The organism is Dyella sp. PARNA 12/25 (genome assembly GCF_055702865.1).
The window spans coordinates 26,692-43,190 of sequence record NZ_JBVQCI010000010.1; the positions used below are offsets into that span (position 1 = coordinate 26,692).

At 61.7% G+C, this 16,499-nt stretch carries 15 protein-coding genes, 4 tRNA genes and 1 pseudogene; 10 read left to right on the forward strand and 10 right to left on the reverse strand.

What is annotated here, in order from left to right; translation table 11 throughout:
- Positions 1-55: 55 nt before the first annotated feature.
- The 3 genes from AC0GUR_RS17200 to gloB form a co-directional block, all read right to left on the reverse strand.
- Positions 56-838 (reverse strand): enoyl-ACP reductase FabI, encoded by a 783-nt coding sequence (locus AC0GUR_RS17200; protein WP_472878729.1) that lies wholly within the window; start codon positions 836-838, stop codon positions 56-58.
- Between the two features lie 91 nt (positions 839-929).
- Positions 930-2,171 carry a LysM peptidoglycan-binding domain-containing protein gene (locus AC0GUR_RS17205; protein WP_472878730.1) on the reverse strand — a complete coding sequence of 414 codons (1,242 nt, stop codon included), beginning with the start codon at positions 2,169-2,171 and terminating at the stop codon, positions 930-932.
- Positions 2,168-2,932, reverse strand: coding sequence for a hydroxyacylglutathione hydrolase (gene gloB / locus AC0GUR_RS17210; RefSeq protein WP_472878731.1), 765 nt, complete (start codon positions 2,930-2,932; stop codon positions 2,168-2,170). Before gloB ends, AC0GUR_RS17205 begins: the two co-directional genes overlap by 4 nt.
- Before the next feature lie 227 nt (positions 2,933-3,159).
- Here gloB and AC0GUR_RS17215 point away from each other — a divergent pair, with 227 nt between their 5' ends.
- From AC0GUR_RS17215 to dnaQ, 3 genes are read left to right on the forward strand one after another with little or no spacing between them, the layout of a single operon-like run.
- Positions 3,160-3,843 (forward strand): methyltransferase domain-containing protein, encoded by a 684-nt coding sequence (locus AC0GUR_RS17215; protein WP_472878732.1) that lies wholly within the window; start codon positions 3,160-3,162, stop codon positions 3,841-3,843.
- Positions 3,844-3,873: 30 nt separating this feature from the next.
- Positions 3,874-4,317, forward strand: coding sequence for a ribonuclease HI (gene rnhA, locus AC0GUR_RS17220; protein ID WP_472878733.1), 444 nt, complete (start codon positions 3,874-3,876; stop codon positions 4,315-4,317).
- A complete protein-coding gene (gene dnaQ / locus AC0GUR_RS17225; protein WP_472878734.1) occupies positions 4,314-5,036 on the forward strand; it encodes a DNA polymerase III subunit epsilon in 723 nt (240 codons plus the stop codon). Before rnhA ends, dnaQ begins: the two co-directional genes overlap by 4 nt.
- 15 nt (positions 5,037-5,051) lie before the next feature.
- Here dnaQ and AC0GUR_RS17230 read toward each other — a convergent pair whose 3' ends face one another.
- From AC0GUR_RS17230 to lepB, 3 genes are all read right to left on the reverse strand, one after another.
- Positions 5,052-5,753, reverse strand: a complete 702-nt coding sequence (locus tag AC0GUR_RS17230; RefSeq protein ID WP_472878735.1) for a PP2C family protein-serine/threonine phosphatase — start codon at positions 5,751-5,753, stop codon at positions 5,052-5,054.
- Between the two features lie 384 nt (positions 5,754-6,137).
- Positions 6,138-6,227: transfer RNA gene (locus tag AC0GUR_RS17235), tRNA-Ser, on the reverse strand.
- Between the two features lie 75 nt (positions 6,228-6,302).
- Complete coding sequence (gene lepB / locus AC0GUR_RS17240) at positions 6,303-6,977, reverse strand: signal peptidase I (RefSeq protein ID WP_472878736.1); 675 nt, start codon at positions 6,975-6,977, stop codon at positions 6,303-6,305.
- A 145-nt stretch (positions 6,978-7,122) separates the two neighbouring features.
- On the opposite strand from lepB, the gene AC0GUR_RS17245 reads away from it, so the two are divergent.
- The gene (locus AC0GUR_RS17245) at positions 7,123-7,317 is read left to right on the forward strand and encodes a hypothetical protein (protein ID WP_472878737.1); all 195 of its coding nucleotides are present in this window, start codon (positions 7,123-7,125) and stop codon (positions 7,315-7,317) included.
- A 1-nt stretch (position 7,318) separates the two neighbouring features.
- Positions 7,319-7,549 (forward strand): annotated as a pseudogene (locus tag AC0GUR_RS17250) (nuclear transport factor 2 family protein); the annotation flags it as partial.
- Between the two features lie 58 nt (positions 7,550-7,607).
- Here the strand turns inward: AC0GUR_RS17250 and ppsA are convergent.
- The gene (ppsA, locus tag AC0GUR_RS17255) at positions 7,608-9,980 is read right to left on the reverse strand and encodes a phosphoenolpyruvate synthase (RefSeq protein WP_472878738.1); all 2,373 of its coding nucleotides are present in this window, start codon (positions 9,978-9,980) and stop codon (positions 7,608-7,610) included.
- A gap of 224 nt (positions 9,981-10,204) precedes the next feature.
- On the opposite strand from ppsA, the gene ppsR reads away from it, so the two are divergent.
- Together ppsR and AC0GUR_RS17265 are read left to right on the forward strand one after the other, a co-directional pair.
- Positions 10,205-11,020 carry a posphoenolpyruvate synthetase regulatory kinase/phosphorylase PpsR gene (gene ppsR / locus AC0GUR_RS17260; RefSeq protein ID WP_472878739.1) on the forward strand — a complete coding sequence of 272 codons (816 nt, stop codon included), beginning with the start codon at positions 10,205-10,207 and terminating at the stop codon, positions 11,018-11,020.
- A gap of 16 nt (positions 11,021-11,036) precedes the next feature.
- Positions 11,037-11,528 (forward strand): DUF1249 domain-containing protein, encoded by a 492-nt coding sequence (locus AC0GUR_RS17265; RefSeq protein WP_472878740.1) that lies wholly within the window; start codon positions 11,037-11,039, stop codon positions 11,526-11,528.
- A 160-nt stretch (positions 11,529-11,688) separates the two neighbouring features.
- Here the strand turns inward: AC0GUR_RS17265 and AC0GUR_RS17270 are convergent.
- The 3 genes from AC0GUR_RS17270 to AC0GUR_RS17280 form a co-directional block, all read right to left on the reverse strand.
- Positions 11,689-11,765, reverse strand: a tRNA-Asp gene (locus AC0GUR_RS17270).
- Positions 11,766-11,853: 88 nt separating this feature from the next.
- Positions 11,854-11,929, reverse strand: a tRNA-Glu gene (locus AC0GUR_RS17275).
- A gap of 11 nt (positions 11,930-11,940) precedes the next feature.
- A tRNA-Ala gene (locus tag AC0GUR_RS17280) sits at positions 11,941-12,016 on the reverse strand.
- 242 nt (positions 12,017-12,258) lie between these two features.
- On the opposite strand from AC0GUR_RS17280, the gene AC0GUR_RS17285 reads away from it, so the two are divergent.
- The 3 genes from AC0GUR_RS17285 (at position 12,259) to AC0GUR_RS17295 (ending at position 16,499) form a co-directional block, all read left to right on the forward strand.
- A complete protein-coding gene (locus AC0GUR_RS17285) occupies positions 12,259-14,028 on the forward strand; it encodes a cation:proton antiporter (RefSeq protein WP_472878741.1) in 1,770 nt (589 codons plus the stop codon).
- Between the two features lie 194 nt (positions 14,029-14,222).
- Positions 14,223-14,990, forward strand: coding sequence for an FKBP-type peptidyl-prolyl cis-trans isomerase N-terminal domain-containing protein (locus tag AC0GUR_RS17290; RefSeq protein WP_472878742.1), 768 nt, complete (start codon positions 14,223-14,225; stop codon positions 14,988-14,990).
- A 171-nt stretch (positions 14,991-15,161) separates the two neighbouring features.
- A complete protein-coding gene (locus tag AC0GUR_RS17295; protein WP_472878743.1) occupies positions 15,162-16,499 on the forward strand; it encodes a UDP-glucose dehydrogenase family protein in 1,338 nt (445 codons plus the stop codon).

Genomic DNA, 16,499 nt, shown 5'->3' on the forward strand with positions numbered 1-16,499 from the left:
CACGAGAAAGGGTGGCCAAACGGCCACCCTTTTTTGTTTCCGGAGCGGAAGAAGCTTAGACGCCGGTCATGCCAAGGATGTGGTAACCGGCATCCACGTGAGTGATTTCGCCTGTGACGCCCGATGCCAAGTCGGAACATAGGAACGCACCAACGTTACCCACCTCGTCGATGGTGATGCTTCGTCGCAGTGGGGCATGGGCGTCGACGTGGTCAAGCATCTTGCGGAAGTTGGCAATGCCCGCAGCGGCCAGCGTCTTGATCGGGCCCGCCGAAATCGCGTTGACCCGTGTGCCTTCAGGGCCCAGGTTAAAGGCAAGGTATCGAACGTTGGCTTCCAGGCTGGCCTTGGCCAGTCCCATCACGTTATAGCTGTCCATCGCGCGTTCGGCACCCAGGTAGCTCAGGGTGAGAATGGCGCCGCCACGCCCACGCATTTGCTGGCGCGCCGCTTTGGCGAGCGCAGCGAGGCTGTAACTGGAAATGTCATGCGCGACGGCGAAGTTTTCGCGAGTCAGATGATCGAGAAACTCCCCCTGCAATGCATCGCGAGGTGCAAAACCTACCGAGTGAACCAGGATGTCGAAGCCGTCCCAATGCCCGCCAAGATCAACGAACAATTGATCAACCTGCGAGTCGCTGGCCACGTCACATGGCAGCACGATGTTGGAACCGAATGCGATGGCAGCCTCGTCGACGCGATCCTTGAGGCGTTCGTTCTGGTAGGTGAAGGCCAGCTGCGCACCTTCACGATGCATCGCATTGGCGATGCCCCAGGCGATCGAGCGCTGGCTGGCAATGCCCACGATCAGTGCGCGCTTGCCGTGCAGGAATCCCATACGTCCTCCCGAGAGCCCGTTGGCCTGATGCCGCGAGTTTAAGGCAATACTTGATCAGTGTTGCCTTGACGGTGGACGTCGTTGGCCTGGGTCAGCCCGGCGTGATCTTCAATACCTGCCCAGGTTTCACGCCCGGGCCCTGAAGGTGGTTCCATTGCTCGAGTTGCTTGATGTCGACCGAGTAGAGGCGCGCAATCGACCACAGGCTCTCGCCGGACTTCACCGTGTGGGTTTTCTCGGTATCTGCGCGGCGCTTTGTCGAAGCCTTTGTTGAATCGCCGGCGCTGGTCGCACCGCTGAGTGCCGCGCCCAGTGGTGGCAGCGACGCCGTGCCGGGCACGCTTTGCGTTTGGCCGTTCGCATCGGTCATCAGCGAATTGCGGAACTGCTGCGCGCGGCCGCTCGGGAGCAGCAGGTAGGGGGACGAACTGGAGTCGACAACGCCATTGCGGAAGGCCGCGTTGAGATCCTTGAGCTCATCCGTCGACATGCCGGCGTTGCTGGCGGCATGGGCGATGGGCATGGAGTTGTCGATGCTGACCTTTACCAAGCGTTGCTCGGATGACAGCGTAGGCAGGCTGACGTTGAAGCGGCCCGGATCGCGGATCACGCAGGCAATGGCCAGCAGCTTGACCAGATGTTCGCGGGTGACCGGCTTGACCGGCATCCTCGGAATTACCGGTTCGGCAGGCGGTGTGCCGTGCTGGCTCACCATGCGCTTGATCCCGAATTCGCCGGCGTTGAAGGCGTAATCCACCATGCGCCAGTCGTCGAGATCGTCGTGGTAGCGGCTAAGCAATGCCATGATGGCATCGGTGGCCGCAGGGACGTCCATACGGCCATCAAAGTTCTTGTTGACGCGGATACCTATGGCATCGGCAGTGGCCGGCATGATCTGCCACATGCCGGCAGGCATGCCCTTGCCGCCGGATACCGGGCGATACTGGCTTTCTACCCAAGGCAGCAGTGCGAACTCGCCGGCGACGTGGTGCTTGGCGGCGATCTGTTGCACGTAAGCGAGACGTGGCGCAGCTGCGGCAATCTGGCTTTCAAAGCGATCCGGGTTTTGCGTGTAGCGGCGGGCCCACAAAGTGATGCCGGGGTCGGCATCGCAATCGGCCATGGCGAAACTGCCGCGCAGGTCGTCCCAGATGTTGCCGTTGTCACTGTCCGGTATGACTGGCACGCTAATCGGATGACGAAGGTCGCGCACCGGCTCTGGCTTGGGGGCCTGAACGCTGGGCGCTTGCGGTTTCTGAGTGGGCCCGGTGGCGCAGGCGGCCAGAAACACCGTCATGGCGAGATGCAGGGGACGTAGGCGCCGGGTATTCATGACTTGAAGACGTCCTTGTTGGCGCGCAGCGCGGCGAAGCGGGCCACACGGTCCCCGCTCACGCCGTGATGGCGACTCCACTCGATGACGGCATCACTGTCCGTGCGCAGAAATGGATTGGTCGCTCTTTCCGTTGCCAGGGTCACAGGCAAGCTGGGTTGGTTATGCGCGCGAAGCGCTGCCACTTCCTGCTGCCGTGTTGCCAATGCGAGATTGTCAGGTTCGATGGTGTGCGCAAAACGCCCATTGGCTGCGGTGTATTCGTGCGCACAGCACACCAGCGTCGTGCCTGGCAGCGATGCGAGACGATCGAGCGATGCGAGCATCTGTGCCGGCGTCCCTTCGAACAGACGGCCGCAGCCCATGCTGAAGAGCGTGTCCCCGCATAGCAGGATGCCTTCACCCGCATAAGCGATATGTGTGGTGGTGTGGCCGGGGACAGCCATGACTTCAAAACGCACGCGCGGTTGCTCCAACGATACGATGTCGCCATCGTCCACACGCTTCGTCACCTTCGTCATGCGTTCGTCGCGAGGAGCGATCACCGGCACGTGATGCCGCGCCAATAGCGCATCCACGCCGCCGATATGGTCGTGGTGGTGATGAGTCAACAAGATCGCGCGGAGCTGCAAGTTCCGCTGTTGCAGCGCTGCCTCAACCGGAGCGGCGTCGCCCGGGTCGACCACGATGGCCTGGCCCTCGTCGTCGTGCAGCAGCCAAATATAATTGTCGGCAAGCGCCGGTAACGGTACGACGTGCAAGGAGATCACCCTCCGCGGTGTTCGTATCGACTGACGCAGGCATCCTTGGCTTGCGCGAAGTGGGGGACTATAGACCGCCCGGCCGGCGCACTCGTTAGTGAGACGTTAACGGCTGGTTGGGTTGTTCAGCCTTGTGGGCCCGTCGTCGGTTCGCCTGCAAACCAGGACACGTTATGTCCGGGGTGCAAGTACACTGTGCCCATCGATACGACCGGGCCGGCCAGGGCATGTCTCAGCGCGATCAAGACATCTATTCCAGCGTGCCATTGCGCAGCCTGTTGGCCGAGGAGACCGTGGCGTTGGGGCCGGGCCTGCAGCGTTGCAGTGGTGCGCATGCGCTGCTGGTGAGTGCGGCCAGGGATGACACACCGCCGGTGCTGCCCTTGCTCGGCAACTGGACCAAGCTGAACATGACGGCGGGACGTTACGCTGGCGACGTACGGGCGCGCACCAACGAGCCTTTGCCGTTCACTGATGATGCGTTTGACCTGGTGCTGTTGCGCCACGCTCTTGAAGTATCCACGACGCCGCTCGATATGCTGGAAGAGGTCTCCCGTGTGCTGGCGCCAGGTGGAGTACTCGCGCTGACTGGCTTGCATCCCTTCAGTGCCTGGGTACCGTGGATGATGTGGCGCACCAGGGGGCATGCCCCCGCGATGCACTCACCCATTCTCCTGGAGCGCTGGGTTCGTCGGATCGAGATGGACATCGAGCGCGTGGAGCGAGTGGGGCGACTGTGGCCAAGCAGTCGTGTCGGCCTCGACGCCTCACATGCATTCGGTGGTGGCTATTTGCTGATCGCGCGCAAGCGTCGACGCATGGCGGCTCCGATTCGACTGAAAACCAAAGCCTTGCCTGCCACTGTCAATGTGGGGCTGGCACCGGGCGCACGCCGTAACGCGGCGTCCTGAAAACTATTCTGATTTTGCTGATGGGTGACAATGACTGAAGTGGAAGCTTTTACCGATGGCGCTTGCCTGGGTAACCCCGGGCCGGGTGGCTGGGCCGCTCTGCTGCGCGCCAAGGGAACCGAACGCATGATCGCAGGTGGTGAGCCGGACACCACCAATAATCGAATGGAACTGATGGCCGCCATTGGTGCCCTCGAAGCGCTGACGCGCCCGTGCAAGGTTGCACTCACGACCGACTCGCGTTACGTCATGCAGGGTATCGAGGAATGGGTGCCCAAGTGGCGTGCCAACGGTTGGCGTACCGCGGACAAGAAGCCGGTGAAGAATCAGGATCTCTGGCAGCGCCTGTCGGCTGCTGTCGAGCCTCATCAGGTGCGCTGGCATTGGGTGCGTGGCCACAATGGTCACGTGGAAAACGAACGTGTTGATGTAGCGGCCCGAGAGCAGGCCGAGCAGTTCAGGAGCAAGGCATGAGGCAGGTTGTACTGGATACCGAGACCACCGGTCTTGAAGTACGCCAGGGTCATCGATTGATCGAAATTGCCTGTGTGGAGATGGTCGAGCGACGCCCGACCGGGCGCCACTACCAGACCTATCTCAATCCGGACCGCGCGATCGACGAAGGCGCGAAACAGGTCACGGGTATCGAAGATGAGTTCCTGCTCGACAAGCCTCATTTTGCCGATGTCGTTGACGAGTTTCTCGCCTTCATCGACGGTGCTGAGCTGATCATCCATAACGCCACCTTCGACGTCGGCTTCCTCAATGCAGAGCTCGCGCGCATGGGCGAGCAGTATGGCCGCATCGAAGATCGCTGCAACGTGCTCGATACATTGGTGATGGCGCGCGAGCGCTATCCCGGTCAGCGCAACAGTCTCGATGCGCTGTGTAAGCGCCTGGGTGTCGACAACTCAGCGCGTGATCTTCATGGCGGTCTGATCGACTCGCAATTGCTGGCCGAAGTCTATCTTTCGATGACCTCGGGTCAGGTCGTGCTTGACCTTGGATTCGAGGGGGCACAGGAGCAGGGCGCGACGGTGGCGCTGGCGCCGATCGTGCTCGATCGTCGTCCGCGTGTGTTGCGCGCCAATGACGACGAAATGGCTGCTCACGAGAAGCGTCTTGATTCGCTCGACAAGAGTGCAGGTGGCGCGAGTGTGTGGCGGCGCGACGACGGGTCGGCGGTTCACTGAACCGCCGAGCGAGCATCAGTTGATGCGTGCGAGTATCGCCGTGACGTTATCGCTGCCGCCGGCGTCCAGTGCGGCGAGCAGCAAGTGCTCGGTGCACTCCTGGGCCGACAGGTCGTAACGCGAAACGATGTTGGCGATAGCGGTATCGTCCACTTCTTCAGTGAGTCCGTCACTGCACAGCAGGAAACACATGCCCTGTTCCAGTCGGCCACGCGCCATGCCGATGTGCAGTTGCTCCGCGGCGGTGATCCCCAGTGCCTGAGTGATCACGTTGCGCTGAGGATGGCGTGCGGCCTGCGCGGCATCGAGTGTGCCGGCTGCTACCAGTTCCTGTACCAGCGAATGGTCGTGACTGACCTGGCGCAGTGTTTTCTGCCAGAGGTAGACGCGGCTGTCACCAACCCAAACCACCTCGTAGCTGTCCGCATGCAGACGCAGCGCTGCGATGGTGGTGCCCATCGGGCGCGGATCGTGGAAGCCACGGCTGTGCTGGATAAGGCGTTCGTCCGAGGCGCGTACGGCTTCGACGAGGCTATGCCCGCGCGTGACCAGGTCGGCTACCGCGTCGCGAACCAGAGCCGAAGCGACTTCACCGTGCTGGTGGCCGCCCATGCCGTCGGCCACCAGAAAGAGGCCGAGTGATGCGTCGGCATAGTAGGTGTCTTCGTTGCGCGTGCGGCGCAAACCGACGTGTGTTCCGTGTCCAAATTCGATCATGAGTGACTTGGTGTAGCGGGTCGGTGGGAGCATGACGGAAGTGGAGGGAATGCGCAAAGAAAAGGGTGGTATGGGGCTTTGCTCGTCATCCCAGCGAAAGCTGGGATGCAGGGACCTTCAGGCTTGTGAATGACGCACGACGATCACCGTGCGCAAGTTTGAAATGCCGCTTTCTGGCGTTGCTTCGTTTAGCGACGGGGAGACGTATAGGGTGGGATTGTCGGGTCCATCCTTGGACCCGACCCCTCCGCGCTTGCGCGCTGCGGGGCCAGCCTTTGGCTGTCCAAATTCGTTCCAGACGAATTTGTCGAACCCGGCGAGGCTTCTCACCCACCCTCTCCGCCAGAAACGCAAAACGCCCCACGAGGGGGCGTTTTGCGTTTCTGGCGGAGAGGGTGGGATTCGAACCCACGGTACGCTTACACGTACGCCTGATTTCGAGTCAGGTACATTCGACCACTCTGCCACCTCTCCAAAGCGGTGCGTGTGGTCCACGCGAGCCGACAATTGTACGCACCGATGGGCGGTGTGGCAATGGGGAGGGGCCGTTTATTGCAGCGCCACGCCCCAGCGGCCGCTGCGGGGCAGGTAGTGGTTGGCAGGGTCCAGCGAAACGGCGACGCGGGTCGCACGCCCGGTGATCTCTTTACGGGGGAAGAATCCGAAGTATCGTGAGTCTGCGCTGTTGTCGCGGTTGTCGCCGAGCAACAGGTATTGGCCAGGTGGCACGGTGATCGGGCCGAAGTCGCTGGTGTGCCCTTGCTGGGCGATGGACCAGCGTACGGCATGATGTGTTATTCCCGCATGCTCCACGGCGTATAGCGCTGGATCTTGGCGGTCGTCGCGAATGCCTTGAATCGTGATGGGCCGGTAATCGGCCGCCACACCGTTGACGTAGAGGCGGTTCTGAATCAGTGCCACCTGATCACCGGGCACGCCAATGACGCGCTTCACCAGTCGCTCGTTTGCTGCGTGGGAATCCAGTACCACGATATCGCCATGCCGTGGATCAGCGCGATGCAGCAGAGAAACGTGGGTGAACGGCAGGCGCAAGTCGTAAGCGGCCTTGTCGACCAGGATGCGGTCGCCGATCTGGATGGTCGGCTGCATGGAGCCCGTGGGTACCGTGTTCCAGTCCGCGATGGCGCTGCGGAACATGAACATGCAAAGCATGAAGGCGAGGAAGCCCTTGTTCCTCTTAAGAGATGTGGTCAGCCACCGCATGGGCGTTCTCCGTTCGCTCGCAGGTCAGCGGTGGACCTTGCCGCCGGGCAAAGGTTCCGGAGCGGTAAAACAGCAAGCGCGGGCATGCGCGGCGAGCTGTGTCGCGAGAGGCTAGGGCTCTGTACGAAACATCAAGGAGACCTGCATGAATCTGATGGGCATGCTGATCCTGGCTGCCGCAACAGCTGCACCTGCGCATTCAGAGCCGACGCCGCAAGCGGTCGTGCAGGCCATGTTTGATGCCTTTAACCGCCATGACGCCACCGCCATGGCAGAGCTAATATGCGGAAGATGCTGCGCTTACCTCATCGGATTTCTGTGCGCCGCGAGTCGGGCGTGAGGAAGTGCGGAGGACCTACCGCGCGCTGTTTACAGCGTTTCCCGAGATCCATGACGAGGTGAAGCAGGTGATTGTCCAAGGCGATCGCGTGGCAGTGCGATTCGTGGCCAGGAGCGGGCAGGCCAGTGCTCCACTGACCTTGCGGATAGCTACGTTCCTGACCGTTCGGCAGGGGCTGATCCAGACCGACGACAGTACGTTCGACACGCAGGGGCGTCCTTGCCAGCGTTGAAGCTGCGGACACGAAAAAGGGGCGGTGTCACCACCGCCCCTTGATTCATGCCTGATGCTTAGGCCGCTTTCTTCTTGGCGAGACGCAACCAGGTGTCCACAACCGTATCCGGGTTGAGGGAGACGGACTCGATGCCCTGATCCATCAGCCACTCGGCAAGGTCCGGATGGTCGGACGGGCCCTGGCCGCAGATGCCCACGTACTTGCCCTTTTCGCGCGCCGTCTGGATGGCCATCGAAAGCAACTTCTTGACCGCCGGGTCGCGTTCGTCGAACAGGTTGGCCACGATGCTCGAGTCACGATCCAGGCCCAGCGTGAGCTGGGTGAGGTCGTTAGAGCCGATGGAGAAGCCGTCGAAGATGTCGAGGAACTCAGAAGCCAGCAGGGCGTTGGACGGCACTTCGCACATCATGATGACCTTGAGGCCGTGCTCACGCTGCTTGAGGCCATTCTTGGCCAGCACGTCGATGACCTTGCGGCCCTCGTCGAGCGTGCGCACGAACGGAATCATCACCCACGCATTGTCCAGGCCCATCACTTCGCGCACGTGCTTGACTGCCTTGCATTCCAACGCAAACGACTCGGCGAAGCCCGGATCGACGTAGCGGCTCGCACCGCGATAGCCAATCATCGGATTCTCTTCGTGCGGCTCATAACGCGAACCACCGATCAGGCCGGCGTATTCGTTCGACTTGAAGTCGGACAGCCGCACGATCACCGGCTTCGGATACACCGAGGCGGCAATGGTGGCGATGCCTTCGGCGAGACGATCGACATAGAACGACACCGGGTCGGCGTAGCCGGCCATGCGCTCGTCGATCTTCTTCTTGGTCTCGGCGTCCTGCTTGCTGTACTCGAGCAGGGCCTTGGGATGCACGCCAATGTGGCTGGCGATGATCATTTCCAGACGAGCCAGGCCGATGCCGGCGTTCGGCAGCATGCCGAAGTCGAAGGCGCGCTCAGGGTTGGCGACGTTCATCATGATCTTGAGCGGGGCCTCTGGCATGTCGCCGAGGTCTGCAGTCACTCGATCGAACTTCAGCTGACCCTGATAGATCATGCCGGTGTCGCCTTCGGCGCAGGACACGGTGACTTCCGCGCCGTCCGGAATAGCTTCCAGGCCATTGCCGGTACCGACCACGGCCGGCACGCCCAGCTCACGGGCGATGATGGCGGCGTGACAGGTGCGGCCACCGCGATTGGTCACAATGGCGGCCGCACGCTTCATCACCGGCTCCCAATCGGGATCGGTCATGTCGGCGACCAGCACGTCGCCCGGCTGCACCTTGTTCATGTCAGCCAGCGAGCGGATCACGCGAGCCTTGCCAGAACCAATCTTCTGGCCGATGGCGCGGCCTTCGGCCAGCACCTTGCCCTTTTCGTTGAGGTGGAAGCGCTCGAGCTGGGTGGCATGCGCGCGCGACTTCACCGTTTCCGGGCGGGCCTGCACGATGTAGAGCTTGCCGGTGTTGCCGTCCTTCGCCCACTCGACGTCCATCGGGCGGCCGTAGTGCTGCTCGATGATCAGCGCCTGCTTGGACAGCTCCTGTACGTCTTCGTCATTGATGCAGAACTTGTTGCGCAGTTCGGCAGGCGTCTCTTCGATCTTCACACGCTCGCCGGGCTTGTTCGAATACACCATGCGTTGCTGCTTGGCGCCGAGGGCGCGACGCAACACGGCCGGCTTGCCCTGCTTGAGGGTGGGCTTGAACACGTAGAACTCATCGGGGTTCACTGCACCCTGCACGACCATTTCGCCCAGGCCGTAGGAGCCCGTGACGAACACCACGTCGCGGAAGCCGGATTCGGTATCCAGGGTGAACAGCACGCCAGAGGCGCCCACGTCGGAGCGCACCATCAGCTGCACGCCGGCGGAGAGGAACACGTCCTCGTGCTTGAAGCCCTGGTGTACGCGATAGGCGATGGCACGGTCGTTATAGAGCGAGGCGAAGACCTCCTTCACCTTGTGCAGTACGTCTTCGATGCCGACCACATTGAGGAAGGTTTCCTGCTGGCCGGCGAACGAGGCGTCCGGCAGGTCTTCGGCGGTGGCGGAGGAGCGCACAGCTACCGCGATGTTGTCGGCGCCGGCGTCCTTGCAGAGCTTGGCGTAGGCGTCGCGGATGGCTTGGTCCAGCTCGGCCGGCAGCGGGGTTTCGGTGACCCACTCGCGGATTTCCTTGCCGGCGGTGGTCAGCGCTTCCACATCATCCACGTCCAGCGGGGCCAGGCGCGCCTGGATGCGCTTGGCCACGCCGCTCTTGTCGAGGTACTGCTGGAACGCGTCAGCGGTGGTGGCGAAGCCACCGGGCACCGACACGCCGAGTTTGGCGAGATTACCGATCATCTCGCCGAGCGACGCATTCTTGCCGCCGACCTTGCCCAGGTCGGTCATGCGCAGCGTGTCGAGCCAATGCACCAGATCGTTCAAGGGAGTCTCCTCAAGAGCTCTTTAGGTTTGGAAGTGGGCTTGCCCCCGGTCCGTGGGGGAAACCGGGCTACAAAGAACTGGTATTGTCCGCTGTCGATGGTGCGGAGCACAAGAAGACCATTCGGGCCAAAACCCATACCAGTCAGCCGTGAGTCAAGCAAAGACAGGCTTTTGACGTTGCGCTAAGGTGATGGGCAGGAACAGTCAGGGACTTCGGGTTACCTATGCAGCGAACGGTTTTTTATATCTCCGACTCCACTGGTATTACGGCGGAGACAATCGGAAACAGTATTCTGGCGCAGTTTGAGGGGGTGCAGTTCGAGAAGCACCGTCTGCCCTTCATCGACGACTCGCACAAGGCGGAGGCGGCAGCGCTGCGCATCAAGACCCGTTACGCGCAAACCGGGCAGCGCCCCATCGTGGTCAACACCATGGCCTCGCGCTCACTGTGCGAGATCGTGGCCGAAAGCGGCGCGCTGATGCTGGACGTGTTTGCCCCCTTCATCGGGCCGCTGGAGGATGAGCTGGGCGCCAAGCGTTCTGGTGCAGTGAACCGCTCGCACGGCCTGGTCGACTTCGACAAATACGAGGCGCGTATCAACGCGACCAACTATGCGTTGTCCCATGACGACGGCATCGACGTGGACTACGCGCAGGCCGACCTGATTCTGGTGGGTGTGTCACGCTCGGGCAAAACCCCGACTTGCCTATATATGGCCTTGCATTACGGGGTGAGCGCCGCCAATTACCCTCTGACCGACGACGACCTGGATAAGCTGGAACTGCCGGCGCGCCTGCGCCCCTATAAGGATCGCCTGTTTGGTCTCACCATTGACCCGCAGCGACTGGCGCAGATCCGTGAACAGCGGCGTGCCGGCAGCCGTTACGCCACGTTGGAGCAATGCCGCTGGGAGCTGGCGCAAGCCGACAAGCTGATGCGACGGGAGGGCATTCCCAGTCTCAACACCACGCACGTGTCGATCGAGGAAATAGCGAGCAAAATCTTTGATCGCTTCGGTATCGAGCGAACCATGTTCTAAGGAGTCTGCACCCCCCATGAGTGCCGTACTGGACAGCCGCAATGCCTTGCTACCGGGACGCTTCGGCTTCCTGATGGGGCTTTATGCGGAGAACTATCACCGGCTGGTCAGCCTGTTTGCGCCGCAGGAGCTGCCGCCGGGGTTCTACCTGTCGAGTGTGGATGATGGGCTCGATGTGCGACTGCAGGTGCAAGAGCGCCACCCCTATACGCTCGAGCTGGAGCTCACCTACAACTTCGTCGATGCGCACACCGGGCAGCCGTCGCCCTCGGCGCAGTTGCGCATGTATACCGACGCGCATGTGGCTGAGGCGCTGCATTGCCATCCGGGCCGGCACCTGTGGCAGGTGCTTGGCCCATTTCCACCAGCGCATACGGTGTTCCAGCATCGTCTGCGCATGAATGGGTTTCTCTCACGCTGGCTGGAATACCTGGCGGAGCAGGGGCATTCCCGGGGAACCCTCGAGCGGCTCGAAGATCATCACTCACCCGATGAGGCCCCACTCTAGGAGCGCACTTGTGCGCGACCGCGGAGGTTCATCGTTACTGCTGCGTAGGCTTGTCGCGCACCCGTGCGCTCCTACAGAAGGAACCGAGTCCTTAACGAATCGGGGTCTCGTTTTTTCTTCAGGCAACAAAAAACCCGCCAATGGCGGGCTCTTCGTAAAGTGGCGGAGCGGACGGGACTCGAACCCGCGACCTCCGGCGTGACAGGCCAGCATTCTAACCGACTGAACTACCGCTCCGCATTTTTACTGCTTCCAGTACTACACCAACTAGACTACATCCATGTCCACTCTGACTGCTTCGCCGGAACCCGGTTTGGCTTTAGAGTGGCGTCCCCACGGGGATTCGAACCCCGGTCGCCACCGTGAAAGGGTGATGTCCTAGGCCTCTAGACGATGGGGACGTATCTAAATTTGGTGGAGCCAGGCGGGATCGAACCGCCGACCTCCTGCATGCCATGCAGGCGCTCTCCCAGCTGAGCTATGGCCCCGAAGTGCCTCTGGAAGCCCGAAAGAATAGATAGGGATCGCGATTTCGTCAAGCGTTCGATGTGAATTATTTTCAACTTTCTTTCACGAACGAATAACAACAAGTAGTTACGCCGATCCTCGCAGATGTCGATGGATCGTCGGAAGAGTCCTAAATGCGTGCAAGCGATCTACATCGTCGCGCAGGGCTGTGCATCGCGTGCTCGATTGTTAGTCTTGCCAGACGTCCCCACGGATTTCATTGATGCACGATCTGCACTTCATCCAAGACCTCGCGACCGTCATGTTGATCGCGGGGCTCACGACGGTGATTTTTCAAAAGCTGCGTCAGCCAGTCGTGCTTGGATACATCATTGCGGGCGTGTTGGTTGGGCCGTATACGTTTCCCGTGGTGTTCATCCACGACGAGCAGACCATTCGCACCTTGTCCGAGCTGGGCGTGATCCTGCTGTTGTTCGCGCTAGGGTTGGAATTCAGCCTGAAGAAGCTGCGCGAAGTAGGTGGCGCCGCGCTGGTGGCGGCGGTCTGCGAAATCGTGTTGATGCTGTGGCTCGGCTACGAAATAGGGCGCTTTTTCGGCTGGAGCCCGATGGATGCGCTGTTCCTCGGCGCCATGCTCTCGATGTCGTCGACCACCATCATCATGAAGGCGCTGGATGATCTGAGCCTCAAGCGCGTCCGCTTCGCGCAGCTGATGTTCGGCATCCTGATCATTGAGGACGTGATCGCCATCGTGCTGATGGCACTGCTTACGGGCATCGCCAGCACCGGCGGCCTGGAAGCGAGCGAGGCGATGGCCGCGATCGGCAGGCTCACGCTGTTCATGGTGGTGTCGTTGGTGGTGGGTCTGCTGCTGGTGCCGCGCGTGGTCGACTACATTGCGCGTGTCAGTCGCGACGATGTGTTGCTGGTGGCTGTGCTTGGCCTGTGTTTCGGCTTCTGCCTGCTGGTGACCGAGATGGGCTACAGCGTGGCCCTGGGCGCCTTCATGATTGGCGCCATCGTGGGCGAATCGCAGAGCGTAGAGCGCATCGAGCGCATCATTGGTCCGGTACGCGACGTGTTCAGCGCCATCTTTTTCGTGGCGATCGGCATGCTGATCGATCCCTCGATGCTGAAGCAGTACTGGCTGCCCATCCTGGTAGTGACGGCGGTCGTGGTGGTGGGCAAGGTGATCACCTGCGGCTTCGGTACGTTTGTGGCCGGTAACGATGGGCGCACCTCGCTGCGCGTGGGCATGGGGCTGGCGCAGATCGGCGAGTTCTCGTTCGTGATCGCGTCGCTGGGTGCGAGCCTGAAAGTCACCAGCCCCTTTCTTTATCCGGTGGCCGTGGCGGTGTCGGCCATTACCACCTTCCTCACGCCGTACCTGATTCGCGCCTCTGACCCATTGGCGGGGGTCTTGGCAAAACGTCTGCCGCAAGGCTTTACCGGGTTGTTTGGCGCGTATACGGAGTGGATGGGCAACCTCAGCCTGAGCGGGCAGGGCGCGGTGGTGGCCAAAATGATCCGGCGCCTGGTGTGGCACATCATCATCAACATGATGCTGGTGGTCGCTGCCTTCCTGATCATGTCCTTCCTCTATCGGCGTGGCTTTTTCCACTGGGAATTCCTTGCCGACAAACCTCAGGTAAAGCGCAGCCTGGCATGGTCGATCGCGGCCCTGGTGTCGCTGCCAATGATCGTGGCGGCCTACCGCAAAGCAACCGCGCTGGGCATGTTGCTAGCAGAACTGAGCATTCCCGAGCGCATCGGCGGTGCTTACAACATGCGCATTCGCGCCGTGCTCGCGCGCTTCATTCCGCTAGCGACAATGGGAGTGTTGGGGCTGCTGGTGGCGGCGTTAGCCTCGACCATCCTGCCTCCTCGCCAGGTGGCCGTGGTACTGGTGCTCGTACTGCTGTTGCTGGCGTGGCTGCTCTGGCGTGGCTTGGTGCAGGTTCACGCACGCCTACAAGCGGCGTTGCGCGACACGCTCGAAAAGCCCGGGCGGTCGGATGATGGACACGCGTGACATGCCACAGTAGGCGTCCAGAAATCGTAAAAAACCGCGCTTTGTAGCCGTATTGTGAACTTTTAATCACGACTGACGGTCATAGGGTCCACATCGTTGCCAAGACTCGACAAGCGCCGCACAATGCGGGGCCTGCCTCCATCGGGGGGGCCAGTCCGGTAGCGCCGGCACATCCAAATACGAGGGAGTTCCACATGAAGCATTTTCTGCGTCCCACGCTGACGGCGGCCGCTCTGGCCGTTGCACTGGGCATGACCGCTGGCGTGCACGCACAGGCAGCCAAGCCCGCCGCCGCTGCCGCTCCCGCAGCGGTCGACAAGACCAAGGCCAGCTATGTGGTCGGTTGGGATCTGGCCAGCTCGCTGCCGCCGCTGGTGCGCGAGGAAGTGGACCCTGCCACCGTGGCCCGCGCGCTGCAGTCCGCTCTGTCCGGCCAGAAGCCGACCATGAGCGAAGCCGAAGCCAAGCAGGTGCGCGATGCTTTCGTGGCCAACCTGCAGGCTAAGGCCAAGGCTGAGTACACCCAGGTCGCTTCCAAGAACAAGACCGAAGGCGACGCCTTCCTCGCCAAGAACAAGGCGGCTCCGGGCGTGAAGACCACCGCTTCGGGTCTGCAGTACCAGGTGATCAGCCAGGGCACCGGCGCTCGCCCGGGTCCGAGCGACACCGTGCAGGTCACCTACGTTGGCACCTTCGTCAATGGCGAAGTGTTCGACGACTCGTCCAAGCACGAAGGTGGCGGCCCGGCTTCGATCCCGCTGGCTGGCGTGATCCCGGGCTTCCGCGAGGGCATTCAGCTGATGCAGGTTGGCGGCCACTACAAGTTCTTCATCCCGGCCAACATCGCCTACGGTGCTCAGCCGCAGAACGGTTTCCCGCCGAACGCGACGATCATCTTCGACGTCAACCTGGTCAAGACCGGCCCGACCGCGGCTGGCGAGCAGGCTGGCGGCGCGAAGTAATCGCCGACACCGACTGCAAGGTCATGGCACGGGGCGCGAAGCGATTCGCGCCCCGTGTTGTTTCTGGCGTTCCGATGGCGGCTTGTCAGAGGTTCGCTGATATCCATCAGGCATGGCGTCATCTGCAGCCTGCTAGAATCTGCGGTCTTGTTTCCGGGAGTTCTCGCGACAATGAAGGTCACCATTTTTGGCACTGGCTACGTGGGTCTGGTCACCGGTGCCTGCCTTGCGGAAATGGGTAATCACGTGGTCTGCGTCGATATCGACGCGGGCAAGGTCGAGCGCCTCAAGCAGGGCGAGATTCCCATTTTCGAGCCGGGCCTGGAGCCCATCGTCAAGCGCAACCATGCGAGCGGACAGCTGGATTTCACTACGGACCCAGCACCGGCGATCGACCATGGCCAGGTGGTGTTCATTGCGGTGGGCACGCCGCCCGACGAAGACGGCAGTGCTGACCTGAAGTATGTGTTGGGCGTGGCTCGCACCGTGGGCCAGCACATGGATCGCTATACCGTGGTGGTGAACAAGTCGACCGTGCCCGTGGGCACCGCCGATCGCGTGCGCGCGGCGATTGCCGATGAGTTGGCCAAGCGTGGCGTATCGGTGGAATTCGACGTGGTCTCCAACCCCGAGTTCTTGAAAGAAGGCGATGCGGTGGAAGACTGCCTGCGCCCGGATCGCATCATCATCGGCAGCTCCAGCGAGCGCGCAGTAGGCGTGCTCCGCAAGCTGTATGCGCCATTCAATCGCAATCACGATCGCACAGTGGTGATGGATGAGCGTTCCGCCGAGCTGACCAAGTACGCCGCCAACGCGATGTTGGCGACCAAGATCAGCTTCATGAATGAGATCGCCAACATTGCCGAGCGTGTGGGCGCCGATGTGGAGCTGGTGCGCCAGGGTATCGGTTCCGATCCGCGTATCGGCTATCACTTCATCTATCCGGGAGCCGGCTACGGCGGCTCCTGCTTTCCGAAAGACGTGCAGGCGCTGGAACGCACGGCGCGTGGCGTTGGTTACGACGCACGCCTGCTGGGTGCGGTCGAAGCGGTGAATCACGACCAAAAAACCAAGCTGTTCGAGCTGATCCTGCGTCATTTCGACGGCAAGCTGGTTGGCAAGACCATCGCCCTTTGGGGGTTGGCGTTCAAGCCCAACACGGACGACATGCGTGAGGCTTCCAGCCGGAATCTGATGGAGGCTCTGTGGGAAGCGGGTGCGACGGTGCGGGCGTTCGATCCGGAGGCGCGCAAGGAAACGCAGCGCCTTTATGGTGACCGCAGCGACCTTGTCCTGTGCGATAGCGCTTATCAGGCACTGGAAGGGGCCGACGTGCTCGCGATCGTCACCGAGTGGAAGGCTTTCCGCAGCCCGGATTTTGGGCGCATTCGCACCATGCTCAGCAGCCCCGCTATTTTTGATGGCCGCAATCTCTACGATCCCCCCGTGGTCGAAGAGGCCGGTTTGGCGTACTACGGTATCGGCCGCGGACGCAGTCTGAGGCAGTGA